Source organism: Caproiciproducens puteiluti, assembly GCF_052442865.1.
Lineage (GTDB): Bacteria > Bacillota > Clostridia > Oscillospirales > Acutalibacteraceae > Caproiciproducens.
Genome location: NZ_CP194790.1, coordinates 2,754,471 through 2,770,514 on the forward strand (window position 1 = coordinate 2,754,471; position 16,044 = coordinate 2,770,514).

Below are 16,044 nucleotides of genomic sequence, written 5' to 3' on the forward strand. Positions count from 1 at the left end.
AGGAAACTCAATGAGCACAAAAATCGATATTATTTCGGGCTTTCTGGGTTCCGGAAAGACGACCCTGATTAAAAAACTGCTGAACGAGAAGCTGTCCTCGGAAAAAGTGGTCATTATTGAAAATGAATTCGGAGAGATCGGGATCGACGGAGGAATCCTGAAAAACACGGGAATCCAGATCAGAGAGATCAACGCCGGCTGTATTTGCTGCACCCTTTTGGGGAACTTCGACGCCGCTTTAAAAGATGTATTGAAAAAATACCACCCGGACAGGGTCATCATTGAGCCCTCCGGCGTGGGCAAGCTTTCCGACATTACAGAGGCCTGCAGAAAGGTCATCGCCCAGTCGGAGAGCGAAATTAATATACAAGCAGTAATTGTTGATCCCATAAAATACAAAATGTATATCAAAAACTTTTCAGAATTCTTCAGCAATCAAATCGAATGCGCAAAAACAGTCATTCTGAGCCGGACTCAGAAAGTCGAAGCGGAAAAGCTTTCGGAAGTGGTGAAGGATATCAAAGCCCGCAATCCTTCCGCCAAGATCATGACGACCCCGTGGGAGGAGCTTTCCGCGGAGACCATCATCACCGCGGCGGAACAGGAAGGCGCCGTTCCGCTGATTGAGCAGGAAACTCCGCACAAGCACGGAGATCACTGTGAAGGACATGAGCATGACCACCACGAGGAAGGACATGTGCACGACCACCATTGCGAAGCGCATGAGCATGACCACCACGGGGAGGGACATGTGCACGATCATCATTGCGAAGGACATCACCACGCCGATGATGTGTTTGAGAACTGGGGTGTGGAAACGCCGCGCACCTTCTCCGAAAAAGAAATCAGGGATATGCTGAAAATGCTCTCCGATTCCGAAAAATACGGCACGGTTCTGCGCGCAAAGGGGATTGTGCCCATGGATGAAAAAGACTGGACACAGTTCGATTTCGTCCCGGAGGAGTTCGAGCTTCGTCCAATCGCCCCCGACTATACGGGCCGCCTGTGCGTGATCGGGGTAGGTCTCAACCGCCCGGCGCTGGCGGAGCTTTTCGGCGTCTGACGGCCTTTTCCTTGCCGGGCCCGATTTCTGCGGGATATTGACATCCGGCCCCCTTGACTGTAAACTGGTGGAGAAACCGGGCATGTTGTCAGGCAAGTCGGGGAATTTGCCCGAAAGGGAGCTGATCGTTTTGGCAAGACCAACCAAGTGGAGAAAAATTGAAAATATCCCTGCTATCCCCTATTTTGTCCCCTCCGAAAAAGAGGCCGCGGAAGTCCCGGAAAACATCCTCAAGCTGGAGGAGCTGGAAGCCGTACGCCTGAAAGACCTGGAAGGGCTGGAGCAGGGCGAATGCGCCGAAAGGATGGAAGTATCCCGCCCGACTTTTCAGCGTATCCTGCTTTCCGCAAGGGAAAAGATCGCGGACAGCCTGATTAACGGAAAAACCATCCATGTGGAGGGCGGAAACTTCACGCGCAATATCTGCCCGGTAAAGTGCCGGAGCTGCGGCAAAGAGTGGACGGAAAGCTTTGAAAGCCTTGCTCCGATTGGGAACGGCGATTACGCCTGCCCTTCCTGTGGGTCAAAGGAAGTAAGCTGCGGCAAAAACTGCAAAGGCAAATTCTGTCGCAGAAACTGCTGCCGGTTCGGCGAAAACAACGAATAAAACACGATCGATATACAGAAAGGCCAAAGGAAATTCCCTTTGGCCTTCTTTTGTGCGATTTCATCAGCAGATATTGACATATGCCCATTATCGCATTATAATTATGGGCATAAGATCAAAATTCGGGCATCGCAATGTTACAGATTACAAAAAATCAGGAGGAACGGAAAATGAAAATTGCAGTTGCAAGCGACGACAAAGGCAGGCTGGTAACGGGGCACTTCGGCCATTGTGAGGGATTTGCACTCTTTGAAACGGAAAACCGGCAGATCATGGACAGGGAATTTGTTCCGAATCCCGGTCACAAACCCGGTTTTCTGCCGAATTTCCTGAACGACCGCGGAGTAAAGGTCGTCATTTCCGGCAGTATGGGCGACGGAGCGGCGGAGATTTTTAAAGAGAAAGGGATCGAAATCTTTACCGGAGTGACCGGTGAGACCGAAGCCGCAGTCGGCAGCTATTTGAACGGCACACTGAAGTCTTCCGGTTCGGTTTGCCACGAGCATCAGCACGCGGATGAGTGCGGAGAATAACGCCGACCGAAAAAGAACAGTACCCGAAAAGGCCGAATCGCCTTTTCGGGTACTGCTTATTTCCAGATGCTTTCTGACGGAAACGGCTGAAAGTAGCTTCCGTATGAATATTCATGCCGTCTTTTTATTTCTCAATAATAAAATCCTTAATTTTATTCAGAATTTTCTGATCGTCGGAATGAATGTTCAGCTGAAGAGGCTTGGACAAATCGATGCTGAAAATCCCCATAATCGATTTGGCGTCCACAATATGCATTCCTTCAATAATTTCAAAGTCCACTTCCTCATTGCTGATGCTGGAAGTGAATTTTTTTACCTTCTCAATGCTGTCCAAAAGTATTTTCACAGTCATCATAATCTGATTTCCTATCTCCTTACTGAATGGATTTTCCTTGGTTATTGGCCCTGTCGATTACCTTCTGCCGGAAATTGATGACCTGATGCTCGTATTCCTGATTCATCAGGCTGGAATTAATCATGAAATCGGCGGTCGCCTTATTATTTGCTATCGGAATATCGTACACCTGGGCGATTCTCAGCAATGCCTTTACGTCGGGATCATGCGGCTGTGCTTCCAGAGGATCGGAAAAGAAGATCACAAAATCGATATTTCCCTCCACGATTTTAGCGCCGATCTGCTGGTCGCCGCCAAGCGGACCGCTGTTATAGCCCTTTACGGGAAGGCCTGTCCGGTCGGTCACCATTCTTGCCGTCGTTCCGGTACCGCACAAAAAATGGTTTTTCAGAACATCCTGATTTTTCGCGCACCACTCAATCAGTTCCTGTTTTTTTCCGTCATGGGCAATCAGAGCGATTTTTTTCTGTTTTCCGATTGTAAAGGTAATAAACTCATTATCCATAAATCATTCTCCTGTCTTATTGTTTCCATCGGCTCTTCGCGTATCCTAAAATGATTTTTCTATTGTTTATAAAGTCTCCGGATCAAATCCCGATAATCATTCGGCGATCTACCATATTATAGCAGATGACCACAGGGAGTTCAAGGGAATCCGAATGCTCCGGAGCGGTGCTGAAATCCGCAGACCTCTCCGGAATCACCTGCACAAAAGGCGCTGTGTGAGGATATCTGAAAAGATTTCCATCCCGTCCGTCCGTACAATCCGGACGGCATCGTCAAACTGGCCGCTCTGGGGCAGAATGGACGAAAGGATATTTTCCTTTTCCAAAATCCGTTCCGGATGAAAAATCACATTTTTTTGGCCGTTAAAAATCGCCACATAAAAAATCCCCGTTTCGACAAGGTCCTGAAAAAAGTGGCTGCCATAGGACAGCTCCGGCATCAGTCCTTCCGCGGGCGACGCAACCTCACAGATCGCCGCCATGTTGCAGAGCTCTGAAAAATGCACAGGGACGCCCAAAGACGGCGTTGTCGTCCCCCATCGTCCGGGGCCCATCAACAGGACGTTTTTTCCCTTCAATGCGGTATTGATCATGCCAATCTGCCGCGCGACCATATATTTATTCTGTTCACTCAGATTCAGATACGCGGGCGCGTGTACATAAACGACATAATCAATGGGCAAATGCACGTTCCCGCCCATGAAATTCCCCTCGGAAGCGAAAAAACAGTCGTGTTCATCCGTGAGTGCGGGAATTTCCACGGAATTTCCCAGACCCCGCGTCTGCAGCGGACGGCATTGCAGAAGGTTTACTTTAAAGAACCGGTCGTTCCTGAAATTTGCCGTAAATTCAACATCCACAGGATAGCTGTATACGTTCGACAGAAGCGCCAGCAGGTCTTTCATGAAGCGGGGAAACTCCGTCGTTTTGAGCAGCTTTTCAAAGTGGAGGATATGCGGTATTTTTTTGTCGCTGTACCCCAGCTCGCGCAGCCGCGCGGCCGCCCGGAAGTCCTGTCCGGCGAACAGCTCCCTGTCCGTATGGATGTCATACGACAAAATTTCTTCCAGTCCCTTGCCGGTCAAAGCGTTTTCCGGAAGAGAAAGGACATCGACAAAGTGCTGGGAAAATTTCTGCTGATCGTCGTAATCCGTCGGCGGGGTGCGCAGAGGGTCGTCCAGACAGACGATCTTGACATAGTCGCCGACCGTTCTGTCCACCGCCCGGGTACCGAGCCCGAACACCAGACGGAGCATGCCGGCCTCCATGTCGACGCTTTTATCCCAGACATAAAGATTGGAGGAGTTCCCTACACCGGCAAGATGCGGGAAAAAGTTCTCCCCATGGTAATCCCCGGAAACGCGCTGGACCAGAATGGCCATCTGCTCATCCTTTTCGGAAAGCCCCCTGCTGATCCGGTAGGAAAGCGCGTCTTCGTTCATCGTGCTGGCGTAAACCGTGCGGATCGCCCGTTCAAAGGCTTCGTAGCGTTCCTCGGGGGTGCCCTGATTCACGCAGAAGATACTGTCGTACTTTCCGGCGAACGCATTGCCGAAATTGTCCTCCAGCAGGGAGCTGGAACGCACGATAATGGGAGACTGGCCGAAATGCTCCAGCATCTGGAGGAACTGCTCCTGAATCGTTTCCGAAAATCTGCCGTGCAGAAGCCTTTCCTTCAATTCAGGGGCGTATTTGAAATAGCCGCCTTCCGTTTTCTGCTTCATCCGCAGCTTCCACAGGCCGTTTTGAACAAGATAGGTATAAAAAAGATCGGAACCGAGGTAATAGGAGTCGTGGGGCTCCAGAAAGGGAGTGAACCGGCTTCCGCCGTCCTTCTCCAGTATTTTCCGGGCGAGCAGCATGCCGACGCTTTTGCCGCCGACGAACCCTGTCCCGACCTCACGGGCATAGATCATCAGGATATCGTTCAGGGTAAAATAGCGGTCGCACAGTTCAAACATTCTGGACTTTTCCCCGATCAGCATGGACATCAGGTCCCTTTTGACCTCTTCCTGCCGTTCCGGGGCAAGGTGGACGGCCTCTTTCGCCCGGTTGAAGATCACGTCCCAGTAGTCAAGCCGCTCTTCCCCGCGGCTGATTCCGGAAAAAAGCTCGGCGGCGTCCGCGCTGGACGTGATGGAGACCGCCTCCCCCTCCTGAATCAGATGGGGAAAAAACATGGTGGGGGAATAGCGCTTGAGCACCTTGAGCGGATGAATATAGAATTTGCCGCCGACCTGATACAGGTCGAGCAGAAGCTGCGTCGTCTCACGGATTCCGGCGATGGTGCCGTAGGTGTGGATATTGCGCATGATCGCGAAATAGGCGACCGTGTCCAGCTCGTACAGGAACGGGCAGGTCACTTTAAAGAAATTTTCAATCATCAGGTCGGAATGCCAGTATTCCAGCAAATCGGTCAGACAGTCAAAGACATAGAAGGCTTTTCTGCCCTCCCGCTTCACCAGACTGTATACTTCCGCGACAAAGCTTTCAAAGCCTTTCTTCGCCTCAATCCGATAGAGCCTGATATCCGGGCTGTCCTGCAGAATCGGTTCGTGTCCGGCAAAACGGACGTAGATCAGTCTTCTGTGATCCCGCTTCGCCTGTGCGACAAACGGTTCCGCCATTTTCCGATAATCGGCCGCAGTATCCACCTGCCAGACCACGTTGTCCCCAAGCCTGAGGCTGTCGATCACCCGGTCAAAGCCGCCCAGCCCGGTGCTTACCCGTTCATGTATGTTCATGCTGCACCTCCGTTTTGCCGATTCTTTTCCAAAAACAATTTTTTCTTATTATAACACAAACGGCGCCGCATTTCTGCGGCACCGTTTTTATTATGTCATGATCGCATTCAGGTGGAGGACCGAATCACCAGCTCCGTTGGAAACACAATGTTCCGGACCATGCCGGTATCTCCGCAGATGCGGCTGTACAAAACATCCGCCGTCGTTTTCCCCATCTCCTGAACAGGTACGGAAATCGTCGTAAGGCCGGGGAAAGTATAGGAGGATATGGAGTCGTTGTTGAAACCGATCACCGCGACGTCCTGCGGAACGGTAAGTCCCATTTCCTTAATCAGGGGAAGCACGGCGGACGCCAGCGTATCGTTTCCGACAAAGATGGCGTCGGGGCGGTCTTCCGCAGGCAGCGATAAAAGCCCGCGGACATCATTCAGGCAAACGCCGATGTCCCATTTGCAGTCGAGCATCCACTCCGGACGGTACTCCAGCCCGGCAAGCTCCAGCGTGGAACGGATGGCGATCTGCCGCTTGTCGCTGCGGAAATCCTTCAAATTGGCGCCGCCGACATAGGCTATTTTGCGGTACCCCCGGTCGATCAGATGGCGGACAGCCTGAACCGACGCATTGAACAAATCGAAGCCGATATTATCCAGATTGCCGTACGCCGTGTCGCAGCCCACCACATACCTGACACGGCTGCAGACGTAGCGGAAGGCGTCCTCGGGAAGGTCGTCCATGATGACCAGCCCGTCCAAATCCCGCCCGAAGGTGAGATCCAGCTTCTGGGGATCGCTCAGCTCGCTGTAGTTGCGCACTGTGGTAATGATGCAGTTATGCTCCAGCAGCCTGCTTTCCAGCGCCGATAAAATGGAGGAAAAATACGGGTCTGCGTATTTTTCCGCAGTCATGGACAAAATACAGCAGATATTTTTAGCCTGCACCTTCGGCATCCGCCGTTTATAAGAATAATTGAGAGCGACGGCGGCGTCCTTTACTCTTTTGCGCGTCTTTTCGGTCGCCTTATAATTCGCGTCCCCGGACAAAATTCGCGATACCGTGGCAATGGACACATCCGCATATTTTGCCACATCCCTGATTGTCGACATCGTGTTCCTCCTATCAATGCGCAGTTGTTTGCCAAACAAATTATAAACATTCGCCAATAAAATGTCAATCCAAAGTAAAAAAGCCGAAAAAGGAAAGTTATCCTTCTGCAATTTTCCCAAAGGAAGGATTATTTTGCAATATTGGCGGCCGAATGAGGACAAATTAAAAGCAGGCGAATCTAAAAATCATAGCCCTTGAGCATTGTTTACTAAAATTATAATTTATTTTCCTAAAATATTACCGCAAATTTTCAGAAAAATTCTTGTGATATTTCACAGAGCTAAGATATATTTATTAAAATTAATCACAAAAATACATTTCAATAAGATATTTTTGACAAATATGATTTACAAATTGATTTTTCAATGCTACAATACTTTCAGGTTGTTAAGAAAACAAATTATTGTTTCACTAATCGATTCATTTACAACCGCGGATAGGAGTATGTAATATGTCAAAAAAATTTGCTTTCATCGGTTCGGGATCCCTGGAATTTACAAGAGACCTGGTTCGTGATATCCTTACCTTTGACGATTTTCGGGACTGTGAAATCGCGTTGATGGATATCGATTCCAAAAGGCTTTCCTATTCTAGGAAGGCAGTGGAAAAAATAATTAAAAAGGGCGGCTACCCCGCAAAGGTAACGGCGACTTTGGACCGCCGCGAGGCCCTGAAGGGGGCGGACGGCGTTCTGATTACCATTCTGCAGGGCGGGGTCGACGTGTGGCGCCACGATATTGAAATCCCCGCAAAATACGGGGTCGATATCTGTGTCGGCGATACGAGAGGACCGTCCGGTATTTTCCGGTTTTTAAGGACCGCGCCCGTTATGCTGGAGATCATCCGCGACGTGGAAGCTCTGTGCCCGGACGCAATCGTTCTGAATTATACAAACCCCATGGCGCTTCTGTGCGGATACCTGCAGCGCCAGACCAAGGTAAACGTGACCGGCCTGTGCCACAGCGTACAGGGTACCGCGGAAATGCTTGCCGGCTTTATCGGCGCGAAGCCGGAGGAACTGACCTACACCTGTGCCGGTATCAATCATCAGGCGTTTTACCTGAAAATGGACTGGAAGGGACAGGACGCGCTGCCGCTGCTGAAAAAAGCGGTGCTGGAAAAGCCGGAGGTCACGGCGGAAGAACCGGTCAGGTCCGAAATGTTCCTCAATCTGGGCTATTACCCGACGGAGTCGTCCGGACACAATTCCGAGTACAACGCCTGGTTCCGCAAACGTCCGGATTTAATTGAAAAATACTGCACGCACGGCACGGGCTGGAACCCGGGCGCCCACGCCTACATATTGGATGAGTATCTGAAAAGGGAATGCTCCTGGGAAAGCGAATTCCAGAAGATGCTGGAAGAGGAAGAGTTCGATCTCAGCAGGGGCGACGAATACGCTTCCAATATTTTCAACGCCGTTTTCGGCGATCACACTCCGTTCGAGTTTAACGGCAACCTCAGGAATTTCGGCCTTGTCGACAATCTTCCTGCCGGAGCCTGTGTAGAAGTACCCGTTCTGGCCTCCCGCGCGGGAATCCGCCCCTTCCACGTCGGTAACCTGCCCGACGGCCTCGCGATTCTAGTCAACACCTCTTCCCGCTGCGAGGAGCTGGCGATCGACGGCGCGATCGAAGGGGACCCGTGGAAAATTTTCCAGGCGGTTCTGTTCGATCCCCTTACCTCCGCCGTGCTCTCCATGGCGGAAACCAGACAGATGGTCCAGGAAATGCTGGATAAAAACAAAGAATACCTGACCTATTTCAAATCGCTCGCCATTTAAATCGATTTATTTTGGCTCACCCTGCTCCGCAGCAGGTAAGATACAATAAAATTCAAACAATGGAGGATTGAAATGAAAAAGTTTACATCTTGTGTACTTGCCGTCGCTCTGGCAGCTTCCCTGCTGACCGGGTGCGGTGCACCCGCTGCAAACTCCGATTCCTCGGCCGCAGGCAAATCGGGCGCCACCACCACGATTACCCTGTGGTCCCATATCGACGAAAACTGGAACCCCGCTCAGGACAAAATGATCGCGGATTTTGAAGCGGCGAATCCCGACATTAAAGTGGTACGCGAATCTTTTCCCTATGACGAGTTTGAATCCAAAACGCAGACCTCCCTGCTGAGCAAGGAAGGCGGGGCGGATGTTTATCAGCTGTGGGGCGGCTGGGCGATCGATTACGCCAAGACCGGCGCTTTCTCTCCTGTACCGGATACATACATGGAGAAGGTCAAGGCGGACAGCTACGAGCCTGTAATCGGGTCCTTCGGCTACAACGGAAAGTACTACGGTGTTCCGCTGGAGTTCAACATCGAATACGGCGGGCTGCTGGTCAACACCCCGAAATTCAAGGAACTGGGCATTCAGTACCCCACCACATGGGACGATATGATCAACATCGCCAAGAAGAATTCCTCCTCCGACGGCGCGGTGTATCACCTTCGCGGACTGGATTTCGTTGGATGGGATACGCTTCCCTACACCTGGCTGTCCATGATTCTTTCCTCCGGCGGCAAATACATGGAGGGCGACAAGTTCAACTTTAACAATCCCGTCGGCGTCGAAACCATGCAGAAGCTGGTGGACTACGTTGCCGTTGATAAGATCACGAACCTCGACGGCCTGACCAACGCCAGCGACACGGAGCCCTATCAGAAGCTTTTCACCAGCGACGAGGAGCTGATGGTTCCCCGCGGACCGTGGACGGTCTCGGAAGGCATCCATGTTGACGGTCTGGAATACGGCAAGGATTTCGAGTACGTTGCAATGCCGTTCTACGGCTCGCAGAAGCTGTTCGCGGCGGAAACCGGCTGGGGGCTGGCGGTCAACGCTTCCTCTAAAAATCAGGAAGCGGCATGGAAGTTCGTTGAATTCTGGACCGATCCCGACAGAGTGCTGGATTACAACATTGCCTGCGGCATGGTGCCCGCATCCAAAACCGCGGCCCACAATCCGGAGCTGCTGAAAGCGATGCCTTATCTTGAGCCGCTGGTAAACATTCTGGACGGCGGCAAGTTCATCGGTTATTTCAACACGGATAAGCTGAAGGAAAATGTAAAAAACACCTTTATCGATATCGTGAACAACAAGACCCCTGTGGCTGAAGCGCTTGAAAAACTTGACAGCACAATGAACGCGGAAAAATAACTGCACATGAAAATACGGCGGGCTTTTGACAAAGGAGAGAGCCCGCCGTCTCTCTAAGGAGGATCGACCCGTGAAAAACAACCGTTTTGTCTACCTTGTGCTGCTCCCGATTTTTATTTTGCTGGCAGTCTTCTTCGTACTTCCCATTGTAGGCGGCCTTGCGATTTCCTTTTTTGATTACAACCCGCTCAGAGCCATCAACCATTTTATTGGATTTGAAAACTTCGGTAAGCTGATGTCGGATAAAATCTTCCTGAAATCCACAGCAAACACGCTTATATTTGTCGGCATTACCGTTACTCTGAATATATTCCTCACCCTCGTGCTCGCGCAGCTGATCAGTATGCTGCCGTGGCCGAAATTCCGGAGCTTTTTCCGGGTGATTTTCTTCATGCCCTGCGTGGCGCCGCTGATCGCCTCCAGCGTGGTATGGGGCGGGCTCTATGCCACCAAGTACGGCCTGATCAACAATATGCTCAAAACCTTCTTTGGGATTTCCCCGGTAAACTGGCTGGGAACCGCAAGCTACGTGATGCCCGCCATCATTATTTTCACGCTTTGGGCCGATATCGGCTACAACATCATCCTGTTTTCCGCCGGGATGGACGGAATCCCCACGGATTTCTATGAGGCGGCCGAAATCGACGGCGCGGGCATGGTGAAAAAGTTCTTCTATATCACCCTGCCGCTTCTGGGAAGAACCGTCAGCTTCGTCGTGGCCATGACGATTATCTCCCACTTCCAGATGTTCGCGCAGTTCCAGGTTCTTGCCAAGCTGGGCGGTCCGGAAAACTCGGGAAACGTTCTTACCTATTACATTTACAAAACCGCTTTCCAGACCAAGGATATGGGGTACGCGTCCGCAATCGCGGTCGTTCTCTTCGTTCTCATTATGATCGTCACAATCATTCAGCAGCGGCTCAACCGCGTGGAATGGGGGTATTAAGATGGCAAGCAATTCCAGAAAATACTACAAGCTGTATGTTGTGATCGCCGTCATCCTGATGGTTTTCGCCCTGCTCATTATTGCGCCCTACATCTGGATGATGCTCACCTCGTTCAAGAGCACCCGTGAGGTTCTGTACAACCCCGGAAAAGTCATGCCGATCAAATGGACGCTTTCCGGTTACATCACCGTTCTGACAAAATCACCGTTCTTCAGCTGGTTCAAAAACAGCGTGATCGTGTCCGTGACCGTCACGGCGGCGGTCATCTTTACAAGCACGATCACCGGCTATGTGTTTTCCAAATACCGCTTCAAGGGGAAAAACTTTCTTTTCTGGCTGGTGCTGAGTACTATGATGGTTCCCAGTCAGATCACCATGATCCCCCGCTTCCTGATTATCAATCAGGTCGGTCTGTACAACAGCCTGCAGGCGCTGATCATTCCGGCGATCGTATCCGGGTTCGGCATTTACCTTTGCCGGCAGTTCTGCGACGAAATTCCGGACAGTCTTTGCGAAGCCGCGAAGCTGGACGGCGCAGGAGATTTCCGCATCTACGCCAGCATCATCCTGCCGCAGCTGCGGCCCTGCGTTGCGGCTCTGGCGATTTTCACCTTCCTGGATATCTGGAACGATTACCTGAACCCTCTGATTATGCTCTCCACACTGAAGAGCATGACGCTTCCTCTGGCACTGACCTATTTCTCCGACGCACATTCCACCGATATCAGCGCCGTCATGGCGGCCTCCGCGCTGATTATGCTCCCGGTGACCATCCTTCTGCTCTGCTTCCAGAAGCAGTTCATCAAGGGCGTTACGATTTCGGGCATGAAATAAAAAAAACAGACACAGGCGGATCGACCCGTTTTCCGGGCGATCCGCCTGTTTTTATATTCCTATGCCGCAATGAAGAATTTCTGTATAGTCGATTAACTTTAAAAATGGCTAAGGATTTGCGAGGACATTTTTCGTGCTGTAAGGCAGACGACGAAGTCAGGCTGTCGCCTGACGAGGAGGATAACGCAACAGCACGGAAAATAGACCGCAAAGACTGGATGGTTTTGAAGTTAATTGACTATATTGCCCGCTTGAAGAAAATGTCAGCCCATGCACACGCGGACGACATGCTTTTGCCCGTCGCCGCACACCGGAAGGACGTTGCCCTGTACCGGTTCGCCGTCAAGCGTCATGCTTTTTACGCCTTTGCTCTTCCCCGCCGCATTGTCGATTTCGATCCGGTACGTGGAGCCGCGGAATTTGCGTTCCACCGTAAAGCTGCCGAAATCTTCGGGAATACACGGATCGATTTCCAGTCCGTCGAACTGGGGCCGGATACCGAGAATGAACTGGGAGACATCGTAAAAGCTCCAGGCCGCCGTACCGGTCAGCCAGGAATTTTTCGCTTCGCCGTGCCGCGGCGCGTCGCGCCCCGCGATCATCTGTGCGTAAACATAGGGCTCGGTGCGGTGTACTTCACTGATCTGCTCCGTATAGGCGGGGCAGGTTTTTTTGTAAACGGAAAACGCCAGATCGCCGCGGCCGAGAACGGTTTCCGCAATGGAAACCCAGGGATTGTTGTGACAGAAAATGCCGCCGTTTTCCTTATATCCCGGAGGATAGGAGGATATTTCACCCAGATTCAGCCGGTAAGAGGTATAGGACGGCCAATTCAGAACCAAACCGAATTCCGTATCGAGATGCCGGTGCACGGAATCCAGCGCGCGCTGCGCCAAGCCTTCCTTTACGCCGACTCCGGCCATGACGCAGAAGCCCTGCGGTTCGATAAACAGCTTGCCTTCGTCGCATTCCCGGCTGCCGACTTTGTCCCCGAAGGCGTCGTAGGCGCGCAGGAACCATTCGCCGTCCCAACCGTCCTTGAGGATGGCGTCGGTCATATTGTTTACTTCGCGAAGCGCGCGCTCCGCTTCCTGCGCATACCCCGACCGGCTCAGAATTTCAGCATACGCCGGGCCGACCGAAACAAACAGCCCCGCGATAAACACCGATTCCGCGATCCCGCTTTCAAAATTCGCGCAGGTCTGGAAGGATTCCCCGGGCGTTTTGGAAAAGCAGTTCAGGTTAAGGCAGTCGTTCCAGTCGGCGCGGCCGATCAGCGGAAGCCCGTGCGGCCCAAGGTTGTTCAGCACATGGTCAAACGACCGTTTCAAATGCTCCAGCAGGGGAACCTCCGTGCCCTCCGCATTATTGAAGGGAACCTGCTCCTGCAGAACCGGCCAGTCCCCCGTCTCCTTCAGATACGCGATCACCCCGAAAATCAGCCACAGGGAATCGTCGTTAAACCCGCTGCCAACTTCAAGATTGCCGCGTTTGGTCAGCGGCTGGTACTGATGGTAGGCGCTTCCGTCCTCCATCTGTGTGGCGGCAATATCCAGAATACGGGCCCTTGCCCGGGTGGGAATCAGATGCACAAAGCCGAGAAGGTCCTGCGTGGAATCCCGGAAGCCCATTCCCCTTCCGATCCCGGATTCAAAATAGGAGGCGGAGCGCGACATGTTGAACGTCACCATGCACTGGTACTGGTTCCAGATATTCACCATGCGGTTCAGCTTTTCGTCCCGGCTGTCAAGGCGGAAATTGGAAAGCAGGCCGTCCCAGTACTCTTTGATACGGGACAGCGCGGAGTCCACCTGCGCGTCTGTGGAAAAGGCGTCCAGCAGCTTTTTTGCCGGCGCTTTATTGACAACATTCGGCGATTCCCATTTCTGATCTTCCGGGTTTTCACAGTAGCCCAGAACGTAAATCAGACTTTTTTCCTCTCCGGGGGCAAGGGTCATACGGACGCAGTGGGAGCCGACGGGTGCCCAACCGCTTGCGACGGAGTTGCGGGATTTCCCCGCAAGCACCGCGTCCGGCCTGTCAAAGCCGTTGTAGGCCCCTAAAAAGGATTCCCGGTCCGTGTCGAAACCGTCGATCGCAGTGTTCACGCCGAACACCGCGTAATGGTTGCGCCGCTCGCGGTATTCCGATTTGTGATAGATCGCCCTGCCGGTCACTTCCACTTCCCCAATATTGAAATTGCGCTGGAAGTTCGTCATGTCGTCGTACGCGTTCCAAAGGCAGAATTCAACAAAAGAGAACACCTGAAAGCTCTTTGGCTCTGAGGAGGTGTTCTTCATAGTCAGGCGGGTTACTTCGCAGTCCGCGCAGATCGGGACAAAAACGGTCTGCGTCGCCTGCAGGCCGTTTTTGCTGGAATCGAAAATGCTGTATCCCAGCCCGTGGCGGCATCCGTAAGAGTCCAGCGGCGTTTTCGTCGGCGCCCAACCCGGATTCCATACAGTGCCTTCGTCATTTATATAAAAGTAGCGCCCTCCCGCATCCGTGGGAACATTATTATACCGGTACCGCGTAAGGCGGAGCATGCGTGCGTCTTTATAAAAACAATATCCCCCCGATGTGTTTGAAATCAGTGAAAAAAAGTCTTCATTTCCAAGATAGTTGATCCAGGGATAGGGGGTGTCCGGCCGGGTAATGACATACTCCCTGCGGACGTCGTCAAAATATCCGAATTTCATAGGCAAGTTCCTCCCAATGCTTTGTTTGACTACAAATTACGAAAACGATTTAGTAATTTCACAAAACACGAAATCCATTTTCTTTATAGTAATAGGTATCACAGATAAAATCAAGTGTTTTTTAATATTCAGCATATTATACGAATATCAATCGATAGATCATACAATTTTAAACCAAAACAGTAAAAAAGAGCCAAATCACAGAAATTCTCATATTTTTTTTAAAAATTTCGATTTTTACGAAAACATTTTCGTATATAATATTATTGTTAGAAAAATATAAGCCCGTTTTCTCCTAAAATATATTATAAAATGAAATTTTTTTAAAAATTTAATATTAAAATTTAAATGACTATTGAAAAACTGTTTATTATGGATTATAATAACTTACGAAAACGATTTAGAAAATTTCTCAGACAGGAGAAAGTCATATGGCAAACATAAAAGATATTGCGTTGAAATGCGGATTGTCCGTTTCAACGGTCAGCAAAGCGCTGAACAGCTACAGCGACATCAGCAAGGAAACCCGCCAGCGCGTTCTGGAAACCGCAGAGCAGTTCGGCTACTTCCCAAATTCCAACGCAAGGGCCCTGAAAACGAACCGTACCCATAATTTAGGAGTGCTGTTTGTGGACGACGCCCAAAGCGGACTGACGCACGATTATTTTGCCGCCGTTTTGGACAGCTTTAAGGTGGAAGCGGAAAAGCACGGCTACGACATCACCTTTATCAATCACAATATCAACATTGGAAACCGGCCGATGACTTTTCTGGAGCACTGCAGATACCGCAATTTCGACGGCGTGTGCATCGCCTGTATCGACTTCCAGAAACCGGAGGTCATCGAGCTGGTAAGCAGCAGTATTCCCGTCGTGACCATCGACCACGTGTTCAACAACCACACAAGCATCAACTCGGCGAATGTACGGGGGATGCACGAGCTTGTACAGTACATATATGACATGGGCCACCGGAGAATCGCCTATGTACACGGCGAAAGATCGGCGGTCACCGAACAGCGTCTGACCAGCTTCTGCAAGTCGCTGATGGATTTGGGGATCGAGACTCCCCAGGAATATCTTGCACGCGCAGCCTACCACGACACTGCCGCCACCCGGCACAGCGTCAGACAGCTTTTGAGCCTGCCGAACCGCCCGACCTGCATCGTCATGCCCGACGATTACGCTGCGCTCGGGGGCATTGAGGCGATTGAGGCCGCGGGGCTGAGGATTCCGGAGGATATTTCCATTGCGGGATATGACGGAATCTCCCTTTCCCAGGTAATCAAGCCGCGGCTCACCACGCTGAAACAGGACACGAAAATGCTCGGCCGCGAAGCCGCGCGCAGGCTGATCGGCCAAATAGAGAATCCCCTTACCACCATAACGGAGAACGTTACGGTGATGGGCCAGCTGATAGAAGGCCAGTCCGTAGGAAGGGTGGCCCCCTCCATCGAGTAAGTTTTGGCAGAGTAACTGCCATGCTGATAAATTTTAGCGGA

13 protein-coding genes are annotated in these 16,044 nt (G+C 51.4%); 8 read left to right on the forward strand and 5 right to left on the reverse strand.

Annotation, left to right across the window (positions count from 1 at the left end):
- Window positions 1-10: 10 nt before the first annotated feature.
- The 3 genes from ACRQU7_RS13390 (at window position 11) to ACRQU7_RS13400 (ending at window position 2,203) form a co-directional block, all read left to right on the forward strand.
- Entirely contained in the window at window positions 11-1,063 is a 1,053-nt protein-coding gene (locus tag ACRQU7_RS13390; RefSeq protein ID WP_444641349.1) for a CobW family GTP-binding protein, read from the forward strand.
- Window positions 1,064-1,193: 130 nt separating this feature from the next.
- Window positions 1,194-1,670 (forward strand): DUF134 domain-containing protein, encoded by a 477-nt coding sequence (locus tag ACRQU7_RS13395; RefSeq protein ID WP_444645597.1) that lies wholly within the window; start codon window positions 1,194-1,196, stop codon window positions 1,668-1,670.
- Between the two features lie 170 nt (window positions 1,671-1,840).
- Window positions 1,841-2,203 (forward strand): NifB/NifX family molybdenum-iron cluster-binding protein, encoded by a 363-nt coding sequence (locus ACRQU7_RS13400; RefSeq protein ID WP_444641350.1) that lies wholly within the window; start codon window positions 1,841-1,843, stop codon window positions 2,201-2,203.
- A 124-nt stretch (window positions 2,204-2,327) separates the two neighbouring features.
- Here the strand turns inward: ACRQU7_RS13400 and ACRQU7_RS13405 are convergent, their stop codons facing one another.
- The 4 genes from ACRQU7_RS13405 to ACRQU7_RS13420 all read right to left on the reverse strand — a co-directional run bounded on the left by ACRQU7_RS13405 (window position 2,328) and on the right by ACRQU7_RS13420 (window position 6,911).
- Window positions 2,328-2,558, reverse strand: a complete 231-nt coding sequence (locus ACRQU7_RS13405) for a PTS sugar transporter (protein WP_038325186.1) — start codon at window positions 2,556-2,558, stop codon at window positions 2,328-2,330.
- A 19-nt stretch (window positions 2,559-2,577) separates the two neighbouring features.
- A complete protein-coding gene (locus ACRQU7_RS13410) occupies window positions 2,578-3,063 on the reverse strand; it encodes a methylglyoxal synthase (RefSeq protein ID WP_141825792.1) in 486 nt (161 codons plus the stop codon).
- Window positions 3,064-3,258: 195 nt separating this feature from the next.
- A complete protein-coding gene (locus tag ACRQU7_RS13415) occupies window positions 3,259-5,808 on the reverse strand; it encodes a PEP/pyruvate-binding domain-containing protein (protein ID WP_444641351.1) in 2,550 nt (849 codons plus the stop codon).
- Between the two features lie 107 nt (window positions 5,809-5,915).
- Window positions 5,916-6,911: a substrate-binding domain-containing protein gene (locus ACRQU7_RS13420; RefSeq protein WP_038325191.1), complete on the reverse strand. Its 996-nt coding sequence runs from the start codon at window positions 6,909-6,911 to the stop codon at window positions 5,916-5,918.
- A 452-nt stretch (window positions 6,912-7,363) separates the two neighbouring features.
- On the opposite strand from ACRQU7_RS13420, the gene melA reads away from it, so the two are divergent.
- From melA to ACRQU7_RS13440, 4 genes are all read left to right on the forward strand, one after another.
- Window positions 7,364-8,695: an alpha-galactosidase gene (gene melA, locus ACRQU7_RS13425; protein ID WP_444641352.1), complete on the forward strand. Its 1,332-nt coding sequence runs from the start codon at window positions 7,364-7,366 to the stop codon at window positions 8,693-8,695.
- A 72-nt stretch (window positions 8,696-8,767) separates the two neighbouring features.
- The gene (locus ACRQU7_RS13430; protein WP_038325196.1) at window positions 8,768-10,063 is read left to right on the forward strand and encodes an extracellular solute-binding protein; all 1,296 of its coding nucleotides are present in this window, start codon (window positions 8,768-8,770) and stop codon (window positions 10,061-10,063) included.
- A gap of 70 nt (window positions 10,064-10,133) precedes the next feature.
- Window positions 10,134-11,009, forward strand: a complete 876-nt coding sequence (locus ACRQU7_RS13435) for a carbohydrate ABC transporter permease (protein WP_038325198.1) — start codon at window positions 10,134-10,136, stop codon at window positions 11,007-11,009.
- A gap of 1 nt (window position 11,010) precedes the next feature.
- Window positions 11,011-11,844 (forward strand): carbohydrate ABC transporter permease, encoded by an 834-nt coding sequence (locus ACRQU7_RS13440; RefSeq protein WP_038325199.1) that lies wholly within the window; start codon window positions 11,011-11,013, stop codon window positions 11,842-11,844.
- 263 nt (window positions 11,845-12,107) lie between these two features.
- Here the strand turns inward: ACRQU7_RS13440 and ACRQU7_RS13445 are convergent, their stop codons facing one another.
- On the reverse strand, window positions 12,108-14,543 hold the full coding sequence (locus ACRQU7_RS13445; RefSeq protein ID WP_444641353.1) for a GH36-type glycosyl hydrolase domain-containing protein: 2,436 nt from the start codon (window positions 14,541-14,543) through the stop codon (window positions 12,108-12,110).
- A 431-nt stretch (window positions 14,544-14,974) separates the two neighbouring features.
- On the opposite strand from ACRQU7_RS13445, the gene ACRQU7_RS13450 reads away from it, so the two are divergent.
- Window positions 14,975-16,003, forward strand: coding sequence for a LacI family DNA-binding transcriptional regulator (locus ACRQU7_RS13450; RefSeq protein WP_444641354.1), 1,029 nt, complete (start codon window positions 14,975-14,977; stop codon window positions 16,001-16,003).
- The last annotated feature ends 41 nt before the right edge of the window (window positions 16,004-16,044 follow it).